This window comes from Legionella feeleii (assembly GCF_001467625.1).
Taxonomy (GTDB): Bacteria; Pseudomonadota; Gammaproteobacteria; order Legionellales; family Legionellaceae; genus Tatlockia; species Tatlockia feeleii.
This window is the reverse complement of sequence record NZ_LNYB01000081.1, coordinates 219,177-242,380: the sequence shown is the minus strand read 5'-3', so window position 1 is coordinate 242,380 and position 23,204 is coordinate 219,177. Positions and strand designations below refer to the sequence as shown.

Genomic DNA, 23,204 nt, shown 5'->3' with positions numbered 1-23,204 from the left:
CACAAGCAACGTGTCAGGAAGCGTTTGTCTAATTTGCTTGTCCAATAGACTGAGTTTGTATGCAAATGCTATTCATTTTTATGAGAAAACTTTTAATTTTATGCACAGGGAATAAAACTCGACTAAATTTAACGTAGTTGGTATGTTTCCAGGTTGAACCTATGGTGCGATTAAAGAATATTCCAAAAGTTGAAAACCCACGAGGAAGTTATGGCTTTTTTGCTGTAAGACACGCGCCGCAAAAAGAAGTATTTTATCCCAAGGAATTATCAATTACTCATGTTGCACAAGGAGTCCGTAGTGGTGATTGTGATTTCCTGTCAGTTATCAATGCGATTCTTGCTCTCCCTGATGGAGAGTCCTATATTCGAAACCTGCTTATTGAAAAAAATGGGATAGTTTATGTTCATTTTTTTAAAAATGATAAACCGCAGTGGATTGCTGTTGAAAAATCATTACCAACCTCCTGGGGCGTTCTAAGTTCTGGTGCTTTATGGGTTCGCTTTCTGGAAAAGGCTTTTGTTGCTTTTAAAGGCGGTGATTATAATGAAGTACTTAATCAGAGCGATAGTCGCACTGCTTTAAGGACTATGCTTGGTGGTTTTGAAACAAGCATAACCTTGCCTGTACAGGCGCGTACTCCTTTGTCTACCTTGTATCAAAAAACAACGCATGGTTGTTCAGGTAAAGATATTCATACCTTGATGTTATTGTTGCGGCCGCAGGACAAAATGGCCACTAAAGCCAATTTGGTCAAGCATGTATTTGCTGGTGATGAAGATTTTCTTCATATCTGGTGGGAAATGGTAACTCGAGAGCGCCCAAGTCTGGAAAAATTCCTGGCTTCAAAACCGGTGATTTTTGAGGAAGATATGATTGCTTTTATTGAGCAACGGCAGGAATTTTATAATAAACCAGCGACTGTCACTGCATCCAACGCTGTCATAGCCTGGATTAAGGAAAGCAAAATTTTACCTAGTGAAACCCATTATTCCCAAGATGAGTTGGCACTTTATGAGGAGTTAATCCAAGCTTACGATGAACAACGGCCTGTGGTTGCGGATGCGAAGCAAATGCCGCCCATCGGCATTACTGCCGAACACACCTATGCGATTATGGGGTTTCGCGAAAGTGAAATCAGTCATCGAAAATTTGTTATTTTACGCAATCCTCACCATGAAAATATGCCCTGGTTTTTGCGTTATTTTTTCTCCGGTGGAAGACAATCACATGAAATAAGCGATAAAGAGGGCAACGTGAAATTAATGATTAAATCAACAGGCAGTTCAACGTTTGAAATGGAGTTACACGATTTTGCACATGCCTTTGCCTATATTGACTGTGGGCGTTCACTTAAAGAGATCAAGCTGGATAGGTTGGAGGTGGATGAATTGCCGCCAGAAGAAGTATTATCCGAAGCGCTGTCGTCGGGAAGTGGTTTATAAACCAAATTTTTTAATCCCAGTGGCGTAGCTTGGAGGCAGCGCTGTGATTAAACCTACGATATTAATAATTATAGGAATTTTTAAATTCCCGGGTTCGCACCCGGGCTTGCAACTCACTGCAGAATAAAATAATATGGTTGGGCAATATCTATTTGCGTTAAAAAAGCGCTGATAGGAGGGACGGCCATCCCCCGCTACCAGCTGACCACAATCTATCCAGGAGATAAATTATGGCTGACGTCATGTTATTTCATTTGTATTCCTTTTTTCAACGTTTCCTTCGCAAGAAACGGCTTAAAATCCCCATTTTTTCTACGTGACCCTTAGGTTTTGTTAGCTATTTGCGCAAGTAAATCGCTAAACGAACACGAATGTTTCCAATACTCACTGCACGGGTAGGAACAGTCACGTCTCTTGCTCGTGTTCTTTTTAATGTAGGTCGGGTCTTGACCCGACGAGCTGTTGGGTAAGTTTCCCAACCTACGCTGGAGAACAACATGGACAGTAACAGAATGAATGAAAACGCGTTTATTCATTACCACACCGCGAAACAGAAACAGTTTTTTAAAGCCTTTGCGCGTGATTACTTAACCTATTTAGGTAATCCCAACCCTAGCAACAAGCAGCTTGCTGAAGTGCAAACCTTGTTATCACAGGCCTGGGTACAGCGGCCGCTTTGTATCGATGGGCGCTTAACCCCGCGTGAGCAACAGTGTTTGTATTTATCGTCTCTGGGGAAAAGTATTAAAGAGATTGCTAGCTTTTTTGCGGTGTCGGAACGGCAGGTTGTGTGGCTTCGTAATACTATTTTTCAGAAACTTAAGTGTAAAAACATTGCTGAGGCAATAGCGAAAGGTATACGTTACGGGGAAATCGGGCCACCAATGATGTAGGTCGGGCCCCCCCGGCTCGACAGGGTAATGAGCACGCTCGGTTGAGCAAAACGCCCAAACATTCGTTGAAGAAATACAAAGAATCAATGAGTTAGCTTTGCAAAGGCTTCAAATCGTGCAAAGGTGAGGCTGGTGTTTAACACGTCCTGGATAAGGCGAAATGCCTAATCCAGGACGTGTACCTTAGACATTAAAGCGAAAATGCATCACATCGCCGTCACAGACGATGTATTCTTTTCCTTCGAGACGTAATTTACCGGCTTCTTTCGCACCTTGCTCTCCGCGGTGAGCAATAAAGGCGTCATAGGCAATGACTTCAGCTCGAATGAAGCCTTTTTCAAAATCAGTGTGAATCACTGCGGCTGCCTGTGGTGCTGTAGCGCCTTTGCGTACTGTCCAGGCACGTACTTCTTTCACTCCCGCAGTAAAGTAAGTTTGTAAGCCTAGTAGCTCATAACCCGCACGAATCACACGATTTAACCCCGGTTCTTCAAGACCTAAATCGGTCATAAATTCTTTACGTTCAGCTTCATCCAGATCCATCAGTTCCGCCTCAGTAGCGGCACACAAAGCTACAACACTGGCATGCTCCTGCTCAGCGAGATTTTTTACTTTCTCAAGATGAGGGTTATTTTCATAACCATCATCGGCGACATTAGCGATATAAAGTACGGGTTTGGCGGTCAACAGGAATAGGCGACGGCTGGCTAATTCTTCTTCAGGAGTAAGCGTTAAAGTACGTACTGGGAAACCGGCATCCAAATGCGCTTTGATTTTTTCAAGCACTTGTTTTTCGAACAGAGCTTCTTTGTTACCGCTTTTACTGTTTTTACTTGCTTTATTCAGCGCTTTTTCAACAGTATCCATGTCGGCCAATGCTAATTCTGTATTAATCACCTCGATGTCGCTTAGGGGATCAACGCGTCCTTCAACATGAATCACATCTGAACTGTCAAAGCAACGCACAACGTGGGCAATAGCATCTGTTTCGCGGATATTAGCCAGGAATTGGTTACCAAGACCTTCTCCGCTCGCTGCCCCTCTAACCAGTCCGGCAATATCAACAAACTGCATGGTAGTGGGTACGGCTTGTTGGGGTTTAACAATTTCACTGAGTGCATCAAGGCGTGGATCGGGTACTGTAACGATTCCCACATTAGGCTCAATAGTACAAAAGGGATAGTTTGCCGCTTCAATACCTGCTTTGGTTAATGCATTGAACAAAGTTGATTTACCTACATTCGGCAACCCAACTATTCCACATTTGAATCCCATAATATACCCTCAAAAAATTCGTAAATAGTCTATCCACCATGCTTTATGCACAGTATCAACCGAGCGCTCAATCAGCGCACAAGCTGGATTCCGCACATAAAGCACAGAGCGTAGCAATATGTTCTATGCGTTTATGCTGTAGTATACCTTATTTGCTATTTATAAAGTTGAACCTTGATTAACCATTTAAGGTATTCATGGCTGCTGCCAGTTGGCCAGCCAATACGGCAGGCATAACCTCAAGGCCTTTTTCCAGGGCATCAACTATTAATTGCCTATCCTGTTGGGAAGGTTTTCCCAGTACATAATTTAAAACCATATCCTTATGTCCAGGATGACCAATTCCCACTCGTAAACGGTGGAACTCTGCGCTGCCCAGATGTGCAATCAGATCACGCAGGCCGTTGTGTCCTCCATGCCCACCGCCTGTTTTGAGTTTGATACGTCCCGCTGGGAGAGCCAAATCGTCATGAACTATCAGAATTTCATTGGGCTTAATGCGATAGAACTGTGATGTTTCTTTCGCTGCTAAACCACTATGATTCATAAAAGTTAAAGGCAATAAAGCCTTACAGGAAAGATGATCAATTTCCAGATTGGCAATGTCACCATGCAACTTTTTATCCGTTTTGAAAGATGCCTTGTAGCGCTCAGCCAGGGCTTCGACAAACCATGCACCAGCATTGTGCCGTGTTTGTTCATAGGCAGAACCAGGATTGCGTAAGCCAACAATTAATTTGATTGCCATAACGAAGGTCTAAAAAATAATTAGCATGTTGAACCAGGAGTACCGAAGTGCGCTAGTTCGCCTGTTGCCTCAGATGTTTTTTGAAACTCCTGGTCTCACTGTGTAGAGTTTCAAAAGGCATCTAAAAACAAGGCGGGAAAATCCCGCCTTTAAAAGTGGCTATCATCCCGAGTTGATTACTCGTTCTCTTCACCTTTTTCTTCTTCAGCTGGAGCAGCAGAAGAAGCAGGGGCAGCGGATACTTCCTCTTGCTCTTCCTCTTCAACAGCTGCAACTTTAGGTGCGTGAATACTAACAACCGGCAAGTTATGGCTGCCATCAGCGATATCGATTGTTAATTGAACGCCTTTAGGCAGTTTCAAGTCAGACAAGTGAATAACGTCATCCATCCCGACGTTTGCCATGTCAACTTCAATAAATTCAGGCAGATCTTTCACTTGGCATTTTACTTCAACGTGAACCATGGTATGGCTAATAATACCGCCAGCCTTGACGCCTTTCGATGTTTCTTCATTAGTAAAATGAATAGGAATCTGTTTAACCAGAACATCCTTGGGAGAAACGCGCTGTAGATCCATGTGCAAAATAACAGGTTTGTAAGGATGGCGTTGTAAGGCCTTGAGAATAACGTGTTCAACCTTGCCATCGACTTTTAAATCAAAAACACTGGAATAAATGCTTTCACTTTCCAATGCTTTTACCACTTTGTTATGCAGTAAATGAATAGACTGTGGTTTTTTATCGCCACCGTACAGAACGGCAGGGACTTTATTTTCAAGACGACGAAGGCGGCGGCTCGCACCTTTCCCTATGTCTTTTCTTGCTTCAGCTTCTAAAATGATTGTTGACATCAGTAGTCTCCATAATAATGAGTAAAACCCTTAATTTCGCCCGCGACCAGGACAAACACCCAAAATAAAATTGAGTTAAGGGTGGCGCAGTATACAATAATTTAAAATCAACTTGAAGTCGTCGCTGTAATTTCATAGAATATGCCACTTTGTTGAATTTGTGAGAGCCGTGCAGGCGCGTTGGAGAATAGCTATGTATGCTGTAATCAAGACAGGCGGTAAGCAATACCGCGTAAAAGAGGGCGATGTCATTAAATTGGAATTGCTACCCGAGGATGTTGGCAATGAAATCAGCTTCTCTGAAGTTTTAATGCTTGCAGATGGTGATAAATTCACCTGTGGCGCACCACTTGTTAAAAATGCGGTCGTTAAAGCTGAAGTTCTGGAGCACGCTCGCCATAAGAAAGTTAAAATTATCAAGTTTCGTCGTCGTAAGCACCACATGAAACAAATGGGTCATCGACAGTATTATACGCAGGTAAAAATTACTGCGATTAGCAAGTAAGAGGGGAAAGAAATGGCTCATAAGAAAGCAGGCGGTAGTACACGTAACGGCCGCGACTCGAATCCTAAGTACCTTGGTGTAAAGCGTTATGGCGGTCAAATCGTTAACGCTGGTGAAATCCTTGTGCGTCAGCGCGGTACCCGTTTCCACCCGGGTGAAGGCGTTGGTGTTGGTCGTGATCACACCTTGTATGCATTGGTTGCTGGTAAAGTTTGTTTTGTTGTCAAAGGCGCCAAAAATCGTAAATTCGTTACGATCGCTGCTGTTGAAAATTAATTTTCGTACTTTCCACATTCTGGGCCCCGGTATTCGGGGCTTTTTTTTAGCCTGTGAGTTGATGTAAATCATGAAATTCGTTGATGAAGCACTGATTAAAGTAGATGCCGGTAACGGTGGCCATGGTTGCTTAAGTTTTAGGCGCGAGAAATTTGTGCCTTTCGGGGGCCCAGATGGTGGAGATGGTGGAGATGGTGGAAGTGTCGTTCTTGAGGCGAATGCCAATTTAAATACGTTGGTGGATTTTCGTTACCAACGCCATTACAAAGCCGAAAATGGTCAACCGGGCATGGGAAGCAATTGCACTGGCAAGAAAGGTGATGATTGCGTTATTCAAGTTCCTGTAGGGACCATGGTTTTTGACGTCGATACCGGCGAACTTTTAGGCGATATTAAGCAAGCTGGTGAGCGCTTGCTTGTTGCGCAGGGTGGTTTTCACGGCTTAGGAAATACCCGTTACAAGAGTAGCGTTAATAGGGCACCACGACAAACCAGCCCTGGTACCCCAGGCGAATCCCGGCATCTGCGTTTAGAATTACGCGTATTGGCTGATGTAGGCTTACTGGGTTTACCTAATGCAGGGAAATCGACACTAATCCGCTCTGTTTCAAGTGCAAAGCCTAAAGTTGCTGATTATCCTTTTACGACTTTACATCCTGGATTGGGAGTAGTGAGAGTTTCTGCCCATAAAAGTTTTGTTATGGCTGATATTCCTGGTTTAATTGAAGGGGCAGCCAGTGGCGCAGGCCTGGGTCACCGCTTCCTAAAGCATTTATCCCGTACTTGTGTTTTATTGCACGTTGTTGACGTTGTTCCTTTAGATGAGAGCGACCCCGTGGAATCAGCAAAAGCAATCCTTAATGAATTGAATGAATATGATCCGGAGTTACTTGATAAACCACGATGGTTGGTGCTCAATAAAATTGATATGTTACCCGATGAGCAAATAAGGAATAAAACCGTGCAAGCCATTGTTGATGGCTTGCAGTGGCAAGGAAAAGTATTTGCTATATCAGCTATGACCGGTGAAGGAACACAGCAACTATGTTATTCATTGATGCAGTTGATCGATGAGATGAAAGAGGCGGAAGCTTAACCATTCAGCGGCAAAATGGACAACCAGATTACTGCGGTAAGGAATCGTATGCTCTTCTTTTGCTTGTTTATTGCCATGTTGATAACGAATTAATAGTTCAGTCTTAGCGTTTGCAGCGGGTTTTTGCTCCCAATATTCCTTAAGCCCTTGCAAATGAAAATGAACTTTGGCATCCGGGCTGTCATAAAATTTCAACCAGGGGTAACTGCCAGGTTGTTGCAGAAGTGTCTGTAAAATGCCTCCCGTTACTTCATCAATAATAGCAATAGGCATTTGCAATTGCTGAATTCGTTCAGAGAAGCACTCAGACGCTTTTTGGGTTGGTGTAGCGATAATATGGGGAGCAACAATAGGATCCATGATTTGTTTGACAGTGGCGGCCAGATGTTCTTTGCAGCGTACTTTACACTCCACATAAGGTGTTTCTAAGCGATAACCTGTCTGGCAATCTATGTTTGCCAGGGCGTCATCGATTTGTTGAGCAATTTGACTTTCAGCAACGCCAAACAAGCGCCACTTGAATATATGCTTATCACTATGTTGTGTCTTTTGTAATAAGGGAAGGATGTAATTGTTAAACATGGGCAGGCATTCGCGCGGAGGCCCAGGAAGAAGAATAAAGAGTTTGTTTTGCCAACTATAATAACAACCCATGGCTGTACCATTAGGATTGGCTAGAAGAGTTGCCTCGGCAGGAAAAAGAGCCTGCTGCCTATTCCCTGGGCTTAATTCAATATGTCCGCTTTTTAAGCGGGACCGGATATGTTCAATAGCGTCTGGAAATTCTATCAAGGGTGTTTGAAGAAAATGCCCAAGGGCAAAGCGTGTTCGGTCATCTGAGGTAGGGCCCAGGCCACCAGTAATAATGATAATGTCATGGTTTGTTGCTAAAAAACGGATGCAAGCCTGGATTTCTTCTTCCTTATCACTGCAGGCTAGCTGTAAGCCTAAGGAGAGTCCTTCAGAGCTTAAAGCATGGGCAATGTTGTAGCTATTGGTGTTTAGGGTATCACCATGAATAATTTCATCACCAGTGGCAAGTAGGGCTATGGTCATTGTTTAGTTTCCAGGTAAATATAGTTTAATGCGATTCTGAGGGGAATAAATAAGCCTATCAAGAGCGGCTACCATGTCTGCTAAAGCACCTGCTAGCCAGGCGCTAAGCTTCTCCCTTTTATGTTCGGCACAAGAGGCTCCCAGTGCGCCTTGCGTAATAGGCTCCATCTTATACGCGATGCACAGTCACTTGAGGTAGCGGCGTTTCTATCCCTTCACGATCAAATTGATGCTTTATCGTTTCCTGCAAGGTATTTCTGGTGGCGGACACATCCACAGTATTAACCCAAACCATGAATTTAAGCTCGACTGCAGCGTTAGCGAAATTATCAATGGTAACGTAAGGTGCGGGATCTTTTAAAACCAGGTCGCAGTGATCTGCAATAGTAAGTAGCATTGCTTTTACCTGAGTAATGTCGCAGTCGTAAGCAACACTGATAATTAAATCAATACGGCGTGTTGAGAAGTAACTTAAATTGGTAATTTCAGATTTGATCATGGCTTCATTGGGTATCCGTACCAATTTATTGTCTGGTGTTTTCAGCTTGGTGGATAACAAATCAATGGAGTCGACAATACCATTGATTCCTTTAACCTCAACGGTATCACCTACTTTAAAAGGACGTTCAAAAAGTAAAAAAATACCACTCACTAAGTTGGATGCAGCGGTCTGTGAGGCAAAACTAATTGCAACAGTAAAAACGCCGGCAGCCCCTAACAAGACACTTAAATGAAAACCAAGGTGCTGAAGGCTAGCGACGAAAAAAATAGTAAAAACCAAATAAAAGACCGAGCGATTAATGAGCATGGTATGGTGGCGGGAAAAGCGATTAGCAAGAGCGCGTTCGGCAATAATGCCCAGTCGCTTGGCGACTATATAGCCTACTAAAAACAAACTGATGGCATAACCAATATTTAGCAATTTTTCGGGGTCGAACAGGTTCATTTCTTTCTCCATCACTCGTAAGTAGCCATGATAAGCACTCGCAAAGGATAGAATACCATAACTCAGTCTTGGCAAGTAGATTGGTTAACAAAGCTGGAAAGGGTAGTGTCAGATTGCACGACTGAAATTGACTACAGGAGGCAGGTAAAACTGTGAGGCCGAGGCAAAATTTGATTTTAACGAAGAGAAGCGGCGTAGCTCCTGTATTATTGACTACGCAGATGGAGGGAATCTGTGAAGAGGAGTAAATCGTTTCCTAGTATGCCTATGGGAGTCAGCGCATCTTTTGCCAGTTTGAAATGATGGGCAATCAGATCAAAAAGTTCTGTTTGACTGTAAAGGCTGGTAAAAGTAAGTTTTTGGTTGGCGGCGTCTGAAGCCCGACCTTTACCAAGTAAATCGCCTTTAGCATAGTAATCAAGATAATCGTCTTGCATTTGAAAGACTAAACCCAGATGGGTTGCATAACTGCGTAAAGCATTTGCGGTGCTCGCAGAAGGGTCTGAGGCCGCCAATACCATATTGAAACAGGCTAGAATCAATTTTCCAGTTTTCAGCGAATGAATTTGCCGTAATTGTGATTCATTAACGGCAGGTTTGCATAATTCGGAGAGATCAAGGCTTTGGCCGCTTACCATGCCAGCTGGGCCGCTGGCATTTACCAATTCTCGCGTTATTTCAATTGATTGTGCGAGGGATAAATGTTTTGGCAAGTAAGTAAGAAGTATGTCAATGGCCAGCGCCTGCATGCCATCCCCAACTAAAATTGCTGTTGCTTCATCGAATGCTTTATGGCAGCTGGGTTTACCTCGTCTCATATCATCATCATCCATAGCAGGCAGATCATCATGGACCAGGGAATAACAATGAGTCAGTTCAACTGCTGCGGCAATAATGTCCAGAACGGCTGGTGCAATGGCCATTATTTCACCGCATAAATAGACCAAGGTCGGTCGTAAACGTTTACCGCCTGGAAAAAGGGCATAGAGCATAGCATTTTTGATTTGTTCAGCAGGAATTTCGGCTGACAAAACTAATTGGCGAAGAACCGATTCATGATTAGTTAAATAAGTGTTGATGTTTTTATTGGCCATCGAACTGTTCGCTATCTTTGATGTTAGACAGAGTGAGCGTCTCAATTTTTTGCTCAGCCTGGCTTAAAACGTCCTGGCATCGGCGTGCAAGTGTGATTCCTTTTTCGAATTGCTTTAGAGAATCTTCAAGTGATAATTCCCCTTTTTCTAATTGCATGACGATTTCTTCGAGTTCAATCATGGTTTTTTCAAAATGAATAGGTTTTGTCATCGCTGCCAGCCTGGTTTGGCAAATGATGGCAGTATACTGCCTGATCATGAAGTTTCAACAGCTTTTGTGTGAAAAAGGTCCGGGAGACGACAAAATCAATACCCAAAATAGAAGGCATGAATTGCTTAAGTAGGGTACTTGAACCAGGTTGATAGGACTTTATCCAAGTAAACCATGAATTTCCACAATCCTACTTGCGATTCGATACTACCATAAGGATCTGCTTTCATTTCCGGGTAGGCGATTCCCAAACCAAATAATCCTGGTCCTATGATTCCCACATGTGGATTATGATGAGTATCTTCATAATCACCAATGACAATATTTTTGCGTTTTTCAAACCCAACTGCGTAGATGACTTTGTCACACTCAGGGAGAAAACGTGCGATATTAGGGTCACTGGTGTTGTAACGCACAAGATTGGGAGGTAAAACGCCGTCTATATTTTGTCTGGCCCAAGTCGCGGTTTGCCCCTTGAGTCCGGTATTATCAAATAAGATCCAATCGCCCATATCAATTGCGTAACGACAAGGAGAGCGGTAAAAATTAATAATTTTTTTCACGCCCAACTCAACCAGATAGCGCACGATGATGATTGCTGAGTGGGAAGAACCAAAGACGGCATAAGTTTCGTTAGTGTCGACCGTCGCAGCCAATCTGTCTTTATCAATGGCTATATCGAAAGGGATGACATCAACACCAGGGTAATTCAGGCTTGAAGGAACTGCCCCAGTCGCTAAAATTACATTTTTTGCTCGGAAGGTTTGTGTATCCGTATTTAAGGACCAGGTGCGCTCGGATAAGGCCATACTATGCACAGTTGCTTGTTGGGCAACAACTTTTTGTGTTAAGTGCTCTGAAACCCATTCTAAGGGTTTAACAACCTCGAGCAGAGTGCAAGTGCTTTCCGGCTCTATGCGATTAAGCTGAAAATCAATGGGTGTGTGGTTATAGTTAAATGAATCAACTGCCTGTAAAAAATCAACAAAGCGTTTCACAGTCGTGTTACTGGAAACATGGCGCCATAATTGGCCAAGATCACCTACCTTGAAATGGGGATCAAGCCATAAAATATGCTGCGGATGAATATTGTTATCCAGTAACTTTCCTACAGCAGCGATTCCGGCTGGTCCAGCTCCAACAACTGCCCAATGAAAAGGCTTCTTGGTAAATTGATTCAAAATAGTTTTCTTCGAGTAAATAAAATAATTTTACTGGTGGAACCTTTTTTAAACAAGAACATGATCCTGACAAAAAATATTTTTTTTCTTAGCAAATTTAAATTGCATGATTTTTGGTATTCATGCAGGATTGGCTATTAAAAAATAGGCGTCAAGGCAGTAAGTTAACAGATGAAAACTAAGACCCGATTTGTTTGCAATCAATGTGCAGCGGTTTTTTCTCAATGGGCTGGCCAGTGTACACAATGTTCTGCCTGGAATTCAGTGAGTGAAGAAGGCATTACTGCGGCTGGACGTAATACTCGGATGGGGCATTATGCGAATCAGCGTTCGTCGGTGACGTCTGTTGAGGCGGTTGTGCTTGATGCAGAAGTGCGTATGGATTGCGGTTTGTCAGAATTAAATCGGGTGTTAGGTGGTGGTTTGGTGGACGGCTCAGTGGTATTAATTGGTGGTGATCCCGGTATAGGTAAATCTACCTTATTGCTACAGACGTTAGCCAATTTATCCCAAACGCAGAAAGTCCTTTATGTCACCGGCGAAGAATCTTTACAACAAGTCGCAATGCGAGCCAAGCGTCTGCAATTACCTCTGGCGAATTTACGCTTGTTAGCAGAAACACAAGTAGAAATAATCCTCAGTCATGTCCAGCAGGAAAAACCACGCATTGTCGTGATTGATTCTGTACAAACCATTTTTACCGAAACGTTGAGTTCCGCACCGGGCGGGGTAAGTCAGGTCAGGGAATCAGCAGCACAACTAGTACGTTTTGCCAAAATGACGCAGACCGCTGTGTTTATTGTGGGACATGTAACGAAAGAAGGCGCTTTGGCTGGTCCCAGAGTATTAGAGCATATGGTTGACAGCGTGTTGTATTTTGAAGGCCAGAGTGACAGTCGTTTTCGGGTAATTCGGGCTATCAAAAACCGTTTTGGTGCGGTGAATGAATTAGGTGTTTTTGCGATGACTGATCGTGGCTTAAAAGAGGTAGCTAACCCTTCAGCCATTTTTTTGTCCCGTCAGCCAGAAGCAACGCCTGGAAGTGCCGTTATGGTAACCTGGGAAGGTTCACGGCCAATGTTGGTTGAGGTACAGGCTTTAGTTGATGAGGCTCATGGCCAGCAAGCCAAGCGCGTTACAGCAGGTCTTGAGCATAATCGTCTGGCTATTTTACTGGCAGTACTCCATCGTCATGGGGGGGTTGCCACGTTTGATCAAGATGTTTTTATCAATGTTGTTGGCGGTGTGAAAGTCACGGAAACCGGCAGCGATTTAGCCTTATTGGCTGCTGTAGTTTCCAGCCTTCGGAATAGAGTGTTTGATCGTGAAACCATTATTTTTGGAGAAGTAGGTTTAGCAGGAGAAATAAGACCGGTACAAAGTGGTCAGGAGCGTTTGCGTGAGGCAGCCAAGCATGGCTTTAAACGGGCTATTGTCCCCTTTGCTAATGCGCCCAAGCAAAGCAATTCGCCGTCGATGGAGGTGATTGCTGTTAAGCATTTGCAGGAGGTATTAGAGCAACTCTAGATTTGCTGATCAACGTCCCTGTTATTCAGCAAGAGAGAACTTACGCTGTGAAAAGTGCCCGGTAGTTTTCTTCGGTAATTTCCGATTTTTCGATACCCTGGGTTAGCCCTAGAGAGTCACTGGTCTGCAAATACTTTTCTTTATCCTCCACTAACTTCGAGACCATTTCCATAACCGCTTCCTGACAAAACATGTCTTGCACAGATCGAGTGTGCGGGCCAAAGATTGCTTGTTCTGTGGCACTATTACAATTACTTGCCGGGATATATCGGTCGTAGAGCGGATGCAGAGTGCTGTGCAAAGTATAATTGGCCTTTTCTGCTAAAAGATACTCTACGTTTTCACGGTAAGTTTTTGCATTAATACTTAAACCGGGTACTAGAGGGATAATATGGAAAAAAAGCGGATAATGAGGTAAGGATTTTGCTCTTTCAAACCATTTCTTCAGATCTTCTTCTACTGAAGTAAACTGTGGAAGAAAGACTCGTAGATCTGGCGGTAGATCTTTGAAACGGGGATCAGGAATGCGTTTTTGTTTGCTGACTACTCGATTGGTGTCAGGTCGTTTACTCATTGAACAGGCAATGGCCCCATTTTCATCTGTTATAAATGAAAAATTATGGCCTGGGTATACACTCTTTCCGAAAGTGCTCGTTAAGCTTGTGGTCGTCGGTGTTGTACCAATAAATAAACTGTTCTTATGGGGTTCTATAAGGTTTTTGCTAAGGGTGGAAAGAGGATTAGAGTTACCTGAAAAAAGTATTTTTACTATTTTTCCCGTTTGCTTTGGCGTAGTCGCCAAACTGAATTCGCCAATTCGAGTGGAAAAGGTTCTGTGTGGCAAAGTATACAAGGATGGTATGCCAATTCTTGTGGGGTTTCGAAAAAATTTAGGCATAAGTTTCTCCCGATTTTAATCTAGGCAGGTGAGTCCCTTTACCTTGCGGCTAGTTTATTTTGATGAATTAATAAATTTGCAAGAAAAGCTAAGTTCTACTGCTAGGAAATTGCCTGTTCCACTACCCCTGCTTTCTAGCGGGCCAGCAAAACAGGCGAATCACTTGATAAATCAGGTGAGGAATAGTGAGTAAAATAATAGAGATAAGAGAAAATCTTACTGTATAAGTTGCATTGGTTGCTGCTAACAATAGGATATTTGTCGTGTTCATCTCTTTACTCTTCAATCAAGTAAATTATCTAAAAATTATTTTTCATGAATATCTAATATACATGTTGAGAATATTGTTGGCAACGAGATGATGGTAAAAAATTTATTTTTTTGTGAATTAATTTCACATTTATTTTATAAGAAGGTTCATCATGGCACGATGATTAATTGGGTTATAGGTTATAGGTTATAGGTTATAGGTTATAGGTTATAGGTTATAGGTTATAGGTTATAGGGTTGGCCTGGAGCGGGCTTTAGATTCCCGCGAACAAGTCGCGGGAGGTTGTGAAGGGTAAGCTTCTTGGGCTTGTTATCTTTGATGATTACCAAATCACACAGCGATTCTGGTTAATCATTGGGCTTGGTTCTGAAATGGCAAAAGCAGCCTGGAATTGCGGCATATTGGCTAAAGTTCCATTGACGCGGTAAATCATAGGCGGATGTGGATCGGTAGTAACCATATTGCGGAGTTGTTGAGGGCGTACATTAGAAGCCCAAACATGCGCTGTGCCTAAAAAGAATTGTTGATCGGGCGTAAATCCATTGATGGTTTTAGCATTTTTATAGGCTTTGGAAGCATGGAAGGCGTGATAAGCCAGAGTGAGCCCGCCGAGATCAGCAGTCGCTTCGCCCATTACCAGTTTACCTTTCACTGGCAAATCACCATCTACCGTGTATTGGGAAAATTGCTTCTTAATACAATTGGTTGCATCTTGGAATTTCTTTAAATCTTCCGCTGTCCACCAATTTTTCAAATTACCATGACCATCAAATTGAGCACCTTGATCATCAAAACCGTGGGTTATTTCATGACCAATAACAAAGCCAATTGCCCCATAATTAACAGCAGCTGGCGCTTTGGGATCAAAGAAAGGTGGCTGCAAAATACCAGCTGGAATATTGATATTATTCATAGAGGGATCGTAATAAGCATTGATCGTTTGTGGTGTCATATTCCATTCACTTCTATCAATCGGCTTGCCAATTTTGTTGAGATCGCGCTTGATCAAAAACTCATTAGCACGACTTACATTGAGAACATAGGGGCCACGGTCAATCTTCAAGGTAGAGTAATCCCACCATTTACTCGGGTAACCAACACGTTCTTCAATCAGGGCTAGTTTTTGCAGGGCAGCCTTCCGTGTCGCAGGAGTCATCCAGCTTAGTGTGGTTAGATCGTTATGCAAAGCCTGGCGGATATTATGTAAAATTTCCAATACCTCCTTTTTGGAGTCAGGCGAGAAATATTTTTCTACATATAACTTACCAATAGCGAATCCTAGAGCCTCATTTTCTGTATGAACTACTCGTCGCCAACGCGGCAGTAATTTTTCTGTGCCTGTTAAAGCAGAGGCCATACGGAAATTTTGCTCAACGAAGGGTTGCGATAAGTAAGGCGCGAAAGCATCGATTAAATGCCAACGCAAATAAGTTTTCCAATCGTCGAGAGAAACACTTGGTAATAGTTCATTCACTTTAGTAAAAAATTCAGGCATTGCTAAATTAATTCGTTTTATTTCTGGTTGACCAATGGCGTTAAAATACCGTGGCCATGAAAAATTGGGGGTAATTTTATCGAGTTGTTTTGTATCCATCATATGATAGATAGCATGAGGATCACGTTGTGCCGTTTGGGACATCGATGCTTTAGCCAAGGTTGTTTCAATAGTCATGATGGTCTTGGCTGCTGTAGCGGCTTGTTCCGGGGTATTGCCTAATAATTCAAACATTTTAGCGATGTGCTGCACATAGGCACTGCGAATTTGCTGAAATTTTTTATCGTCTTTTAAATAGTAATCGCGAGTGGGTAAGCCCAAACCACCTTGCATGGCAGCGCCAATCATTTCGTTACTATTTTTAAAGTCTTGCATACTGCCAAAACCAAACAGGGCATCGACTCCAATCAGTTGCAGATGAGTAATTACCGTTTGCAAATCAGCCAAATTTTTTATGGAATCAATACGCGCAAACTCGGGTTTTAAAGGAGTGGCTCCCAGTTTATTAATATGCTCCTCATTCATACCACTGAAATAAAAATCACCAACTTTTTGTTCGATACTGCCAGGTTTTGCCTGTTTGTCATTTGCTGCCTGGATCAGCATTTGATGAATCGTTTTTTGATTTTTCTCTTGTAGAATATAAAAAGTACCCCAACTGGCATATTCCGGAGGGATAGGATTTTGTTTTTGCCAGGTACCGTTTGCATAGGTAAAGAAATCTTGATTAGGTGAAATACTCGTATCAAGCCAGTTTAAATGGAGTGCTTCGGCACCATCATTTGTGGTAGCAACTGGTTCTGCAGCGAAAGTGGGTAAGCAGAACATCAGGGTGAAAACTCCATGCATTAATCGCATAAAAGAACTCCTTTAGAGTAGTTTTGTCAAAATCTCTATAATACAGTAATTGGAAGTACATCTATTCATTTTAGTAGTCATAGTAGTAAGGGGCAACGCCCTGCTTGTCAATTCTATTTTTGCTATACTATAAGGCGAATATCAGATTGTAGGGATACTTAGTTTATTATAAAGAGCGTCAAGGGAAAAACATGGATAAATTCCGCCTCTTTGCTTTCTTATTAGTCTTACCTTTTTTTATCTCTCTTGCGAATGCTGATGACAGTGAACAACGGGTTTGTACCTGGGCTGAGCAAATACTTATGAAAACATTGTCGGCCAGTTATGAGGATACTCCCGAGGCTATTGCATCCGTTCAGCAATATTACATGCCTTCAGCCTGGTGGCCCATGAAGGAGTTTTTTTCAGATAAACGGAATTTGATCAATCAACAAAAACTGATTCTGCACCCGCAATTGCAAACGGCTGCTACAGTGATATCACAGAGTTATTGTGGTGGTGTAATGTGCTGGCGAGTCAATCTTGCTTTTTATATTCCTGAGTTACACCAGGATATTAAGTTTTCTTTATTGATTTTGCCTGTTTCTAAAGGTAATGCGCCATTTATTGTTCAAAGTTTGGATATGGTTCTGAATTATTACTAAATTGATTTATTGGGAAGGTTGACCAAGGGGGCGTTAGCATCTTCGCGATCGAGAGTAAGGATTTCTTCTAAATAGCGCCGTAAGACAATAGCTTCCGTTGTATACCCCAGGAGTTGTTCTTTATTGTCAAGGACAACCAATTCATTCATAAAATTTTCTTTATTGGATTCAATATGTTGCGCTAGGGAGTCCGTAGCATGCACACAACTTGGCTTTTCAATCAGTTTATCGAGTGGTAGTCGGGGATTTGTTGTCGCAGATGCAAGTAAATGTTGGGCGCGAATAAAACCAATAAAACGATTATGCTCTTCAACCGCGATGATTTGATTTGTTGTTTCGAGGAGAGGCAGCAATTCACTGATTGAATGGTTAGGGGTTACACGTAGTGGATTAATGAGCTTTAGATCAGCAAATTTTAAACTTCGCAGGCGGCCGATATCACGTGGGCTGGATAAATCATTCCCACGTACATGGAAGCGCCAAGTTGAGAATGAGTAACCGAACCAGTAACGAGTGAGATAATTGGCAATGACAACGGTAATGGCAGTAGTAACTACTCCAACTTGTAGACCAGCTGTTTCCAGCGTTAGCAGGACAATAGCGATAGGAGTACCAATAATGGAAGTTGCTACCCCTGCCATACCGGCAATAACGGTCAGATCAAGGGGGGCCTGAGAACCTAAGACAGGAACAATCAGAAGACCATGAATAAGACAACCGAGTGCTGCTCCCATAAATAGAGAGGTAGAAAATAGACCACCACGAAATCCTGAACCAACACAGGCGACTGAAGCAGCTATTTTTGCCAGTAAAAGAGCCAAGGTTGGGCCAATCAAATCGTAGCCGGCAAGAATTTGTCCAATACTGTGATGACCAGGACCCATGACTTGGGGGATAAATAGAGAAATAGATGCTAAGATGAGGCCGCCAATGACAGGTTTTAAGGCTGCTGGGATCCGAACCAATTTAAGTAAATTTTCGAACGCAGTGGTTCCCCGCATTACCGCAATACCGACAATAGCAGCAGAAACACCCACAACTAAAGCCAGCGGAAAATGCCAGAATGCTGGTATACCTAAATTAGAGGCGAGGAAAATAGGACGGTAGCTAATAAGCATATAAATGGCATGACTGCTCATCGCACTGGCCAAGAGGGTTGGTAACAAGGCGCGCATACCATAACCACCAATAACCAACTCCAGAGCGTAGAAAGCCCCTGCCAAGGGCGCGCCAAAAATAGCAGCAATACCAGCCCCTGTACCGCAGGAAACGAGTATTCTTAAATCACTGCGTGGGAGTTTCAAGCGTTGGCCAATAGCACTCAATGTACCCGCACCAAGTTGAGTCATAGCCGCCTCAAAACCCACTGAGCCCCCAATCGTAATGGAGACGGCTGATAATCCAACGAGAATTAAGCTGTCAATGAAGGACATTTTCCCTCCTTCAAGGGCATTAGCTTCTACTGGGTCAACAATAGCAAGGCGATTAAAGCGACCTGCAAGAACGAGAAGTAAACCAAGCAACAAACTACCTGGCAAAATAACGGCCATGAGTCGCCATGGCGCGATGCTTGCTGCGTTAAGATTAACATCCGTACCAAAAAAAATTGTTTGTATAAAGCCGACGCAAAAGCGGATGCCCGCTACGGTCGTACCAATTGCAGCACCACCCAGGGTAGCAAGTAAAATTATTTTGCCATTGGGTACTTCTCGCCCAAGGGCAACCTTGTCGGTTGTAGTCAGTGTAGGTGTTGAAAAAGAAGTCATAGTCGATCAATTGGGGAGCTGACAAAAATATTGTCGAATAATATGATGGAGAAAATCAATATAAACAAACAGTAATTTAAAGATTTTCTATCCTTGGCATCGAGCCATGATCGTTGAAATTGAAGAGCGCTTACGAAAAATACCTGGCCTGATATTTATTCTTCAACTTTAAGAACCTGGTGGGTCATTATTTTCCTTGTTAAAAAATCTTGTTGACAGCATATCTTTTAATCTGATAGGGTAAAAAAATGAACAGGGGTATTTATATGATGTCAAAACACCAACAAAATGCACAAGCGATACAGAAGAGCGCGCTCTCTGTAATGACTGCTTTTGTACCTGCTCATCGAGTTTTAAATCTTCACTCCAACCTTCTACTTAGCCTTAGTCGCCTTTCTTAGCGGCCATGCTTTGTTTTGCAACGCTAAGTCAGGCTCTTCAGAACTGCAAAACACAAAACGCCCTAAACAACTCAAGGTTAAAAGAGAAGAAGGTTATGACAATTCAACAAACTACTCGTTACTATAAAATTAATTATTTGACGCATGGCTGCAAAGCTGGCTTATCTACCTCTATTTTATTGTCCGCAGTGTTTCTTCTTAGTCTACTCCTTTGCCTTGATTTGAGGCGACTTAGGTAAGGTCTATCCAAGATTGGCCTAATACCGAGGGCGCCCATAGAGGCGCCCTTTTTTTTATCTTAAGAGGTATAAAAAATGGAACAGAAGAAGACTGAGAAAATTATAATTTTTGATACAAGCTTACGAGATGGTGAGCAAGCACCTGGCGCGACAATGACTTTAGCTGAAAAAATCAATATTGCTGAATCATTGGATAATATGGGGGTTGATGTCATCGAAGCGGGGTTTGCTATCGCTTCGCCAGGGGATTTCAATTGCATTGAAACCATTTGTAAACAGGTAAAAAATGCGTCTGTCTGCAGTTTGGCTCGTGCAAAAAAAACGGATATAGAGACTGCTCATGCTGCTCTGAAGACGGCGTTCAACCCTAGAATTCATACCTTTATTTCGACTAGTGCGATTCACATGCAGCATCAGTTAAAAATGACGCAAGAAGAGGTGCTGCAAGCGATTTATGAGTCTGTCTATTATGCCAGAAGGCTGTGTGCCAACGTCGAGTGGTCTGCGATGGATGCTACCCGCAGCGACATTGATTTTCTCGCGCGTGCTGTGGAGACAGCAATTAGTGCTGGGGCCACCACGATAAATATTCCTGATACAGTAGGATATACCATTCCAAGTGAATATGCGGCACTGATCCGAACAATAAGGGAAAAGGTTCCGAATAGCGATAAAGCAATTATTTCGGTTCATTGTCATAACGATCTTGGTTTAGCAGTTGCCAATTCATTAGCAGCAATTTCAGCCGGTGCCAGGCAAATAGAATGTACTGTAAATGGTATCGGTGAACGTGCTGGTAATGCGGCATTGGAAGAGATTGTGATGGCTATCAAAACTCGTCGTGATCAATTCAATTATATGACCCAAGTCGATCCCAAGCATATTGCTGCAGTCTCGAAGTTGGTGTCTGCTGCAACGGGTTTTCCAATACAAAAAAATAAAGCAATTGTCGGAGCCAATGCTTTCGCCCATGAGTCTGGAATCCATCAGGATGGGATGCTAAAAGCCCGTGAAACCTATGAAATTATCAGCCCTGAATCAGTTGGTTTTGGCGAATCAGAACTGGTATTAGGCAAACACTCAGGTCGTGCAGCCTTAAGGGATAAATTAAAGTCTTTGGGTATTGAATTAAACGAGACTCATTTTTCTCGTGTATTTAACTGCTTTAAGCGTTTAGGTGATGCCAAGAAACAGATCGGTGATGAAGATATCATTGCTTTAGTTAGTGACAAAGAATCCCAGATCATCGCTTTAAGTGAAGCTAAACTGCAAGTGATTTGGTTGAACGGGGAGTTTGTGCCTTGGGATGAGGCTAGAACCCATGTTTTAACGCATGGTCTTCACTATGCAAGTTCTGTCTTCGAAGGGGAGCGGGCTTATGAAGGCAACGTGTTTAAATTAACTGAACATAATAAGCGTCTGCATGAATCAGCTAATATTTTAGGATTCAAAATTCCTTATTCAGTCAGCGAATTGAATGCGGTTACCCGTGAATTACTCAAAAGAAATCAATTAAAGAATGCTTACATAAGGCCAGTTGCCTGGTGTGGAACTGAAACCTTAAGTGTTGCCTCACAAACTTGTTCAGTACAAGTGGCTATTGCTGCCTGGGAGTGGCGTTCTTATTTTGCAGCAGACGATTTATTTAACAAGGGATTAAAGCTGATGTGGGCGGATTGGGTAAGGCCATCACCCTCGATGGCACCAGTCAAAGCCAAGGCTGCAGGATTATATATGATTGGTTCTCTGAGTAAAAACAAGGCTGAGCGCGCAGGTTTTCATGATGCATTGATGTTGGATTATCGTGGCTATGTTGCGGAATGTACTGGTGCTAATTTTTTCATGGTGAAAGATGGTGTTATTTACACGCCGATCGCTGATTGTTTTTTAAATGGTATTACTCGTCAAACCATCATAAAGCTGGCTCGAAAGCATCATATTCCCGTCATTGAACGCCATATTTATCCGCATGAAATTGCGCAGGCGGATGAAGTCTTTATTACAGGTAGTGCTGTTGAAGTAGCCCCTGTGGGGCAAATCGGTAATCACCGCTTTCCCGTAGGAAATATTAGTAAAACGATCGCGGCAGCATATAGCAAATTAGTAAGAGGGCATGAGTATGAAAACATTGTACGACAAGATTCTGGCGCAGCATAAGGTCTGTGATATGAAGGATGGGACCTCGCTTGTTTATATCGATAAGCATTTAATTCATGAGGTAACAAGTCCACAAGCTTTTGAGGGGATAGAGCAGGCTGGCAGGAAAATTCGTCGTCCTGATAGTATTTTAGCGGTCAGTGATCATAATGTACCCACGAGTAACCGACGTTTAGGTATTGCCGATCCGGAGTCACGAATACAAGTAGCCACCTTGCAAGAGAACTGCTTCAAACACAGTATTCCTTACATTGATCTTTTGGATGAAAGACAGGGAATTGTTCATATTGTTGGGCCTGAACAGGGATTTACTTTGCCGGGTACAACCATTGTTTGTGGTGATAGCCATACTGCAACCCATGGTGCTTTTGGTGCCTTGGCGTTTGGTATCGGTACCAGTGAAGTAGAGCATGTTTTTGCTACCCAAACACTTCGATTGAAAAAGGCAAAGAATTTTTGTATTGCCATAGAGGGTAATTTGCCCGCGGGAGTTACTGCAAAAGATCTTATTTTAACGATCATTGCTAAAATTGGTACAGCAGGTGCGACAGGATATGTGATTGAGTACACAGGAAACGTCATTAAATCACTATCCATGGAAGCCAGAATGACACTATGTAATATGTCTATTGAGGCAGGTGCACGGGCGGGTTTAATTGCACCCGATGAAGTCACTTTTGCCTATTTGCAAGGAAAACCTTATGCACCGAAGGGAGACCTGTGGGATAAAGCGGTCAGCTATTGGAAGTCCCTCCATTCCGATCCAGGAGCTCATTACGATAAGCAAATCAAAATACAGGCCGATGAACTTGTTCCCTATGTGACCTGGGGAACAAGTCCTGAAAATGCTTTGCCCATTGATGCTTCAGTACCTGATCCGGCAGCTGAAAACGATCCGGTTCGTCAACAGAGCATGTTACGGTCCTTACAATATATGGGGTTGCAACCAGGTATGCGGTTGCAAGATATTGCCATCGACAAAGTATTCATTGGTTCTTGTACGAATGCCCGCATTGAGGATTTACGTGAAGCAGCCAAAATATTGGAAGGACGTAAAATAGCATCCCGCATTTCGGCAATGGTGGTTCCCGGCTCCGGATTGGTCAAGGCTCAAGCAGAAGCGGAAGGGTTGGATAAAATTTTCATTGCCAGTGGTTTTGACTGGCGAGAACCGGGTTGTTCAATGTGTCTGGCGATGAATGCAGATAAATTGAATCCGGGTGAGCGCTGTGCTTCGACGTCAAACCGCAATTTTGAAGGACGGCAGGGGCGCGGAGGACGTAGTCACTTGATGAGTCCAGCAATGGCTGCAGCTGCGGCAATTACAGGCTATTTAACCGATGTCCGAACACTGAATAATGAGAGGTAAAC

General features: G+C 43.0%; 21 protein-coding genes. 9 read left to right on the top strand and 12 right to left on the bottom strand.

All coding sequences use genetic code 11. The annotated features are described in order from the left end of the window. Window positions 1-161: 161 nt before the first annotated feature. Together Lfee_RS10945 and Lfee_RS10940 are read left to right on the top strand one after the other, a co-directional pair. Window positions 162-1,445 carry a C2 family cysteine protease gene (locus Lfee_RS10945; protein WP_058446730.1) on the top strand — a complete coding sequence of 428 codons (1,284 nt, stop codon included), beginning with the start codon at window positions 162-164 and terminating at the stop codon, window positions 1,443-1,445. Between the two features lie 497 nt (window positions 1,446-1,942). Next, window positions 1,943-2,338 carry a helix-turn-helix transcriptional regulator gene (locus Lfee_RS10940; RefSeq protein ID WP_058446728.1) on the top strand — a complete coding sequence of 132 codons (396 nt, stop codon included), beginning with the start codon at window positions 1,943-1,945 and terminating at the stop codon, window positions 2,336-2,338. Between the two features lie 183 nt (window positions 2,339-2,521). Here Lfee_RS10940 and ychF read toward each other — a convergent pair whose 3' ends face one another. From ychF to Lfee_RS10925, 3 genes are all read right to left on the bottom strand, one after another. After that, on the bottom strand, window positions 2,522-3,613 hold the full coding sequence (gene ychF, locus Lfee_RS10935; protein ID WP_058446726.1) for a redox-regulated ATPase YchF: 1,092 nt from the start codon (window positions 3,611-3,613) through the stop codon (window positions 2,522-2,524). A gap of 178 nt (window positions 3,614-3,791) precedes the next feature. Next, complete coding sequence (gene pth / locus Lfee_RS10930; protein WP_058446725.1) at window positions 3,792-4,361, bottom strand: aminoacyl-tRNA hydrolase; 570 nt, start codon at window positions 4,359-4,361, stop codon at window positions 3,792-3,794. A gap of 176 nt (window positions 4,362-4,537) precedes the next feature. Continuing rightward, window positions 4,538-5,212: a 50S ribosomal protein L25/general stress protein Ctc gene (locus tag Lfee_RS10925; RefSeq protein WP_058446723.1), complete on the bottom strand. Its 675-nt coding sequence runs from the start codon at window positions 5,210-5,212 to the stop codon at window positions 4,538-4,540. 193 nt (window positions 5,213-5,405) lie between these two features. On the opposite strand from Lfee_RS10925, the gene rplU reads away from it, so the two are divergent. From rplU to cgtA, 3 genes are all read left to right on the top strand, one after another. After that, a complete protein-coding gene (rplU, locus tag Lfee_RS10920) occupies window positions 5,406-5,717 on the top strand; it encodes a 50S ribosomal protein L21 (RefSeq protein ID WP_019218292.1) in 312 nt (103 codons plus the stop codon). Window positions 5,718-5,729: 12 nt separating this feature from the next. Further along, window positions 5,730-5,993 (top strand): 50S ribosomal protein L27, encoded by a 264-nt coding sequence (rpmA, locus tag Lfee_RS10915; RefSeq protein ID WP_058446721.1) that lies wholly within the window; start codon window positions 5,730-5,732, stop codon window positions 5,991-5,993. A 70-nt stretch (window positions 5,994-6,063) separates the two neighbouring features. Continuing rightward, the gene (cgtA, locus tag Lfee_RS10910; protein ID WP_058446718.1) at window positions 6,064-7,089 is read left to right on the top strand and encodes an Obg family GTPase CgtA; all 1,026 of its coding nucleotides are present in this window, start codon (window positions 6,064-6,066) and stop codon (window positions 7,087-7,089) included. Here cgtA and Lfee_RS10905 read toward each other — a convergent pair. From Lfee_RS10905 to Lfee_RS10885, 5 genes are all read right to left on the bottom strand, one after another. Further along, window positions 7,045-8,145 carry a competence/damage-inducible protein A gene (locus Lfee_RS10905; RefSeq protein WP_058446716.1) on the bottom strand — a complete coding sequence of 367 codons (1,101 nt, stop codon included), beginning with the start codon at window positions 8,143-8,145 and terminating at the stop codon, window positions 7,045-7,047. The genes cgtA and Lfee_RS10905 overlap by 45 nt on opposite strands. A 169-nt stretch (window positions 8,146-8,314) precedes the next feature. Beyond that, window positions 8,315-9,091, bottom strand: a complete 777-nt coding sequence (locus Lfee_RS10900; RefSeq protein WP_238584919.1) for a mechanosensitive ion channel family protein — start codon at window positions 9,089-9,091, stop codon at window positions 8,315-8,317. Window positions 9,092-9,297: 206 nt separating this feature from the next. Then, the gene (locus Lfee_RS10895; RefSeq protein WP_058446713.1) at window positions 9,298-10,185 is read right to left on the bottom strand and encodes a polyprenyl synthetase family protein; all 888 of its coding nucleotides are present in this window, start codon (window positions 10,183-10,185) and stop codon (window positions 9,298-9,300) included. Then, complete coding sequence (locus tag Lfee_RS10890) at window positions 10,175-10,396, bottom strand: exodeoxyribonuclease VII small subunit (protein WP_058446848.1); 222 nt, start codon at window positions 10,394-10,396, stop codon at window positions 10,175-10,177. The genes Lfee_RS10895 and Lfee_RS10890 overlap by 11 nt, the downstream gene beginning before the upstream one ends. A gap of 125 nt (window positions 10,397-10,521) precedes the next feature. Continuing rightward, the gene (locus tag Lfee_RS10885) at window positions 10,522-11,577 is read right to left on the bottom strand and encodes an FAD-dependent oxidoreductase (RefSeq protein WP_058446711.1); all 1,056 of its coding nucleotides are present in this window, start codon (window positions 11,575-11,577) and stop codon (window positions 10,522-10,524) included. 171 nt (window positions 11,578-11,748) lie between these two features. Between Lfee_RS10885 and radA the strand changes: the two genes are divergently transcribed. Next, window positions 11,749-13,104 carry a DNA repair protein RadA gene (gene radA / locus Lfee_RS10880; protein WP_058446709.1) on the top strand — a complete coding sequence of 452 codons (1,356 nt, stop codon included), beginning with the start codon at window positions 11,749-11,751 and terminating at the stop codon, window positions 13,102-13,104. Window positions 13,105-13,144: 40 nt separating this feature from the next. Here the strand turns inward: radA and Lfee_RS10875 are convergent, their stop codons facing one another. From Lfee_RS10875 to Lfee_RS10870, 3 genes are all read right to left on the bottom strand, one after another. Beyond that, a complete protein-coding gene (locus tag Lfee_RS10875) occupies window positions 13,145-14,002 on the bottom strand; it encodes a hypothetical protein (RefSeq protein WP_058446707.1) in 858 nt (285 codons plus the stop codon). A 121-nt stretch (window positions 14,003-14,123) separates the two neighbouring features. After that, a complete protein-coding gene (locus Lfee_RS17045) occupies window positions 14,124-14,273 on the bottom strand; it encodes a hypothetical protein (protein WP_156413386.1) in 150 nt (49 codons plus the stop codon). Between the two features lie 322 nt (window positions 14,274-14,595). Then, window positions 14,596-16,596 carry a M13 family metallopeptidase gene (locus Lfee_RS10870; protein ID WP_238584923.1) on the bottom strand — a complete coding sequence of 667 codons (2,001 nt, stop codon included), beginning with the start codon at window positions 16,594-16,596 and terminating at the stop codon, window positions 14,596-14,598. Window positions 16,597-16,817: 221 nt separating this feature from the next. Between Lfee_RS10870 and Lfee_RS10865 the strand changes: the two genes are divergently transcribed. Continuing rightward, complete coding sequence (locus Lfee_RS10865; protein ID WP_058446702.1) at window positions 16,818-17,270, top strand: DotI/IcmL/TraM family protein; 453 nt, start codon at window positions 16,818-16,820, stop codon at window positions 17,268-17,270. On the opposite strand, the gene Lfee_RS10860 is transcribed toward Lfee_RS10865, so the two are convergent. Then, window positions 17,267-19,036, bottom strand: coding sequence for a chloride channel protein (locus Lfee_RS10860; RefSeq protein WP_058446700.1), 1,770 nt, complete (start codon window positions 19,034-19,036; stop codon window positions 17,267-17,269). The genes Lfee_RS10865 and Lfee_RS10860 overlap by 4 nt on opposite strands. 715 nt (window positions 19,037-19,751) lie before the next feature. Between Lfee_RS10860 and Lfee_RS16745 the strand changes: the two genes are divergently transcribed. Continuing rightward, window positions 19,752-21,833, top strand: coding sequence for a 2-isopropylmalate synthase (locus Lfee_RS16745; protein ID WP_082646633.1), 2,082 nt, complete (start codon window positions 19,752-19,754; stop codon window positions 21,831-21,833). After that, complete coding sequence (gene leuC, locus Lfee_RS10850; RefSeq protein ID WP_112854751.1) at window positions 21,796-23,202, top strand: 3-isopropylmalate dehydratase large subunit; 1,407 nt, start codon at window positions 21,796-21,798, stop codon at window positions 23,200-23,202. The genes Lfee_RS16745 and leuC overlap by 38 nt, the downstream gene beginning before the upstream one ends. Window positions 23,203-23,204 lie beyond the last annotated feature (2 nt).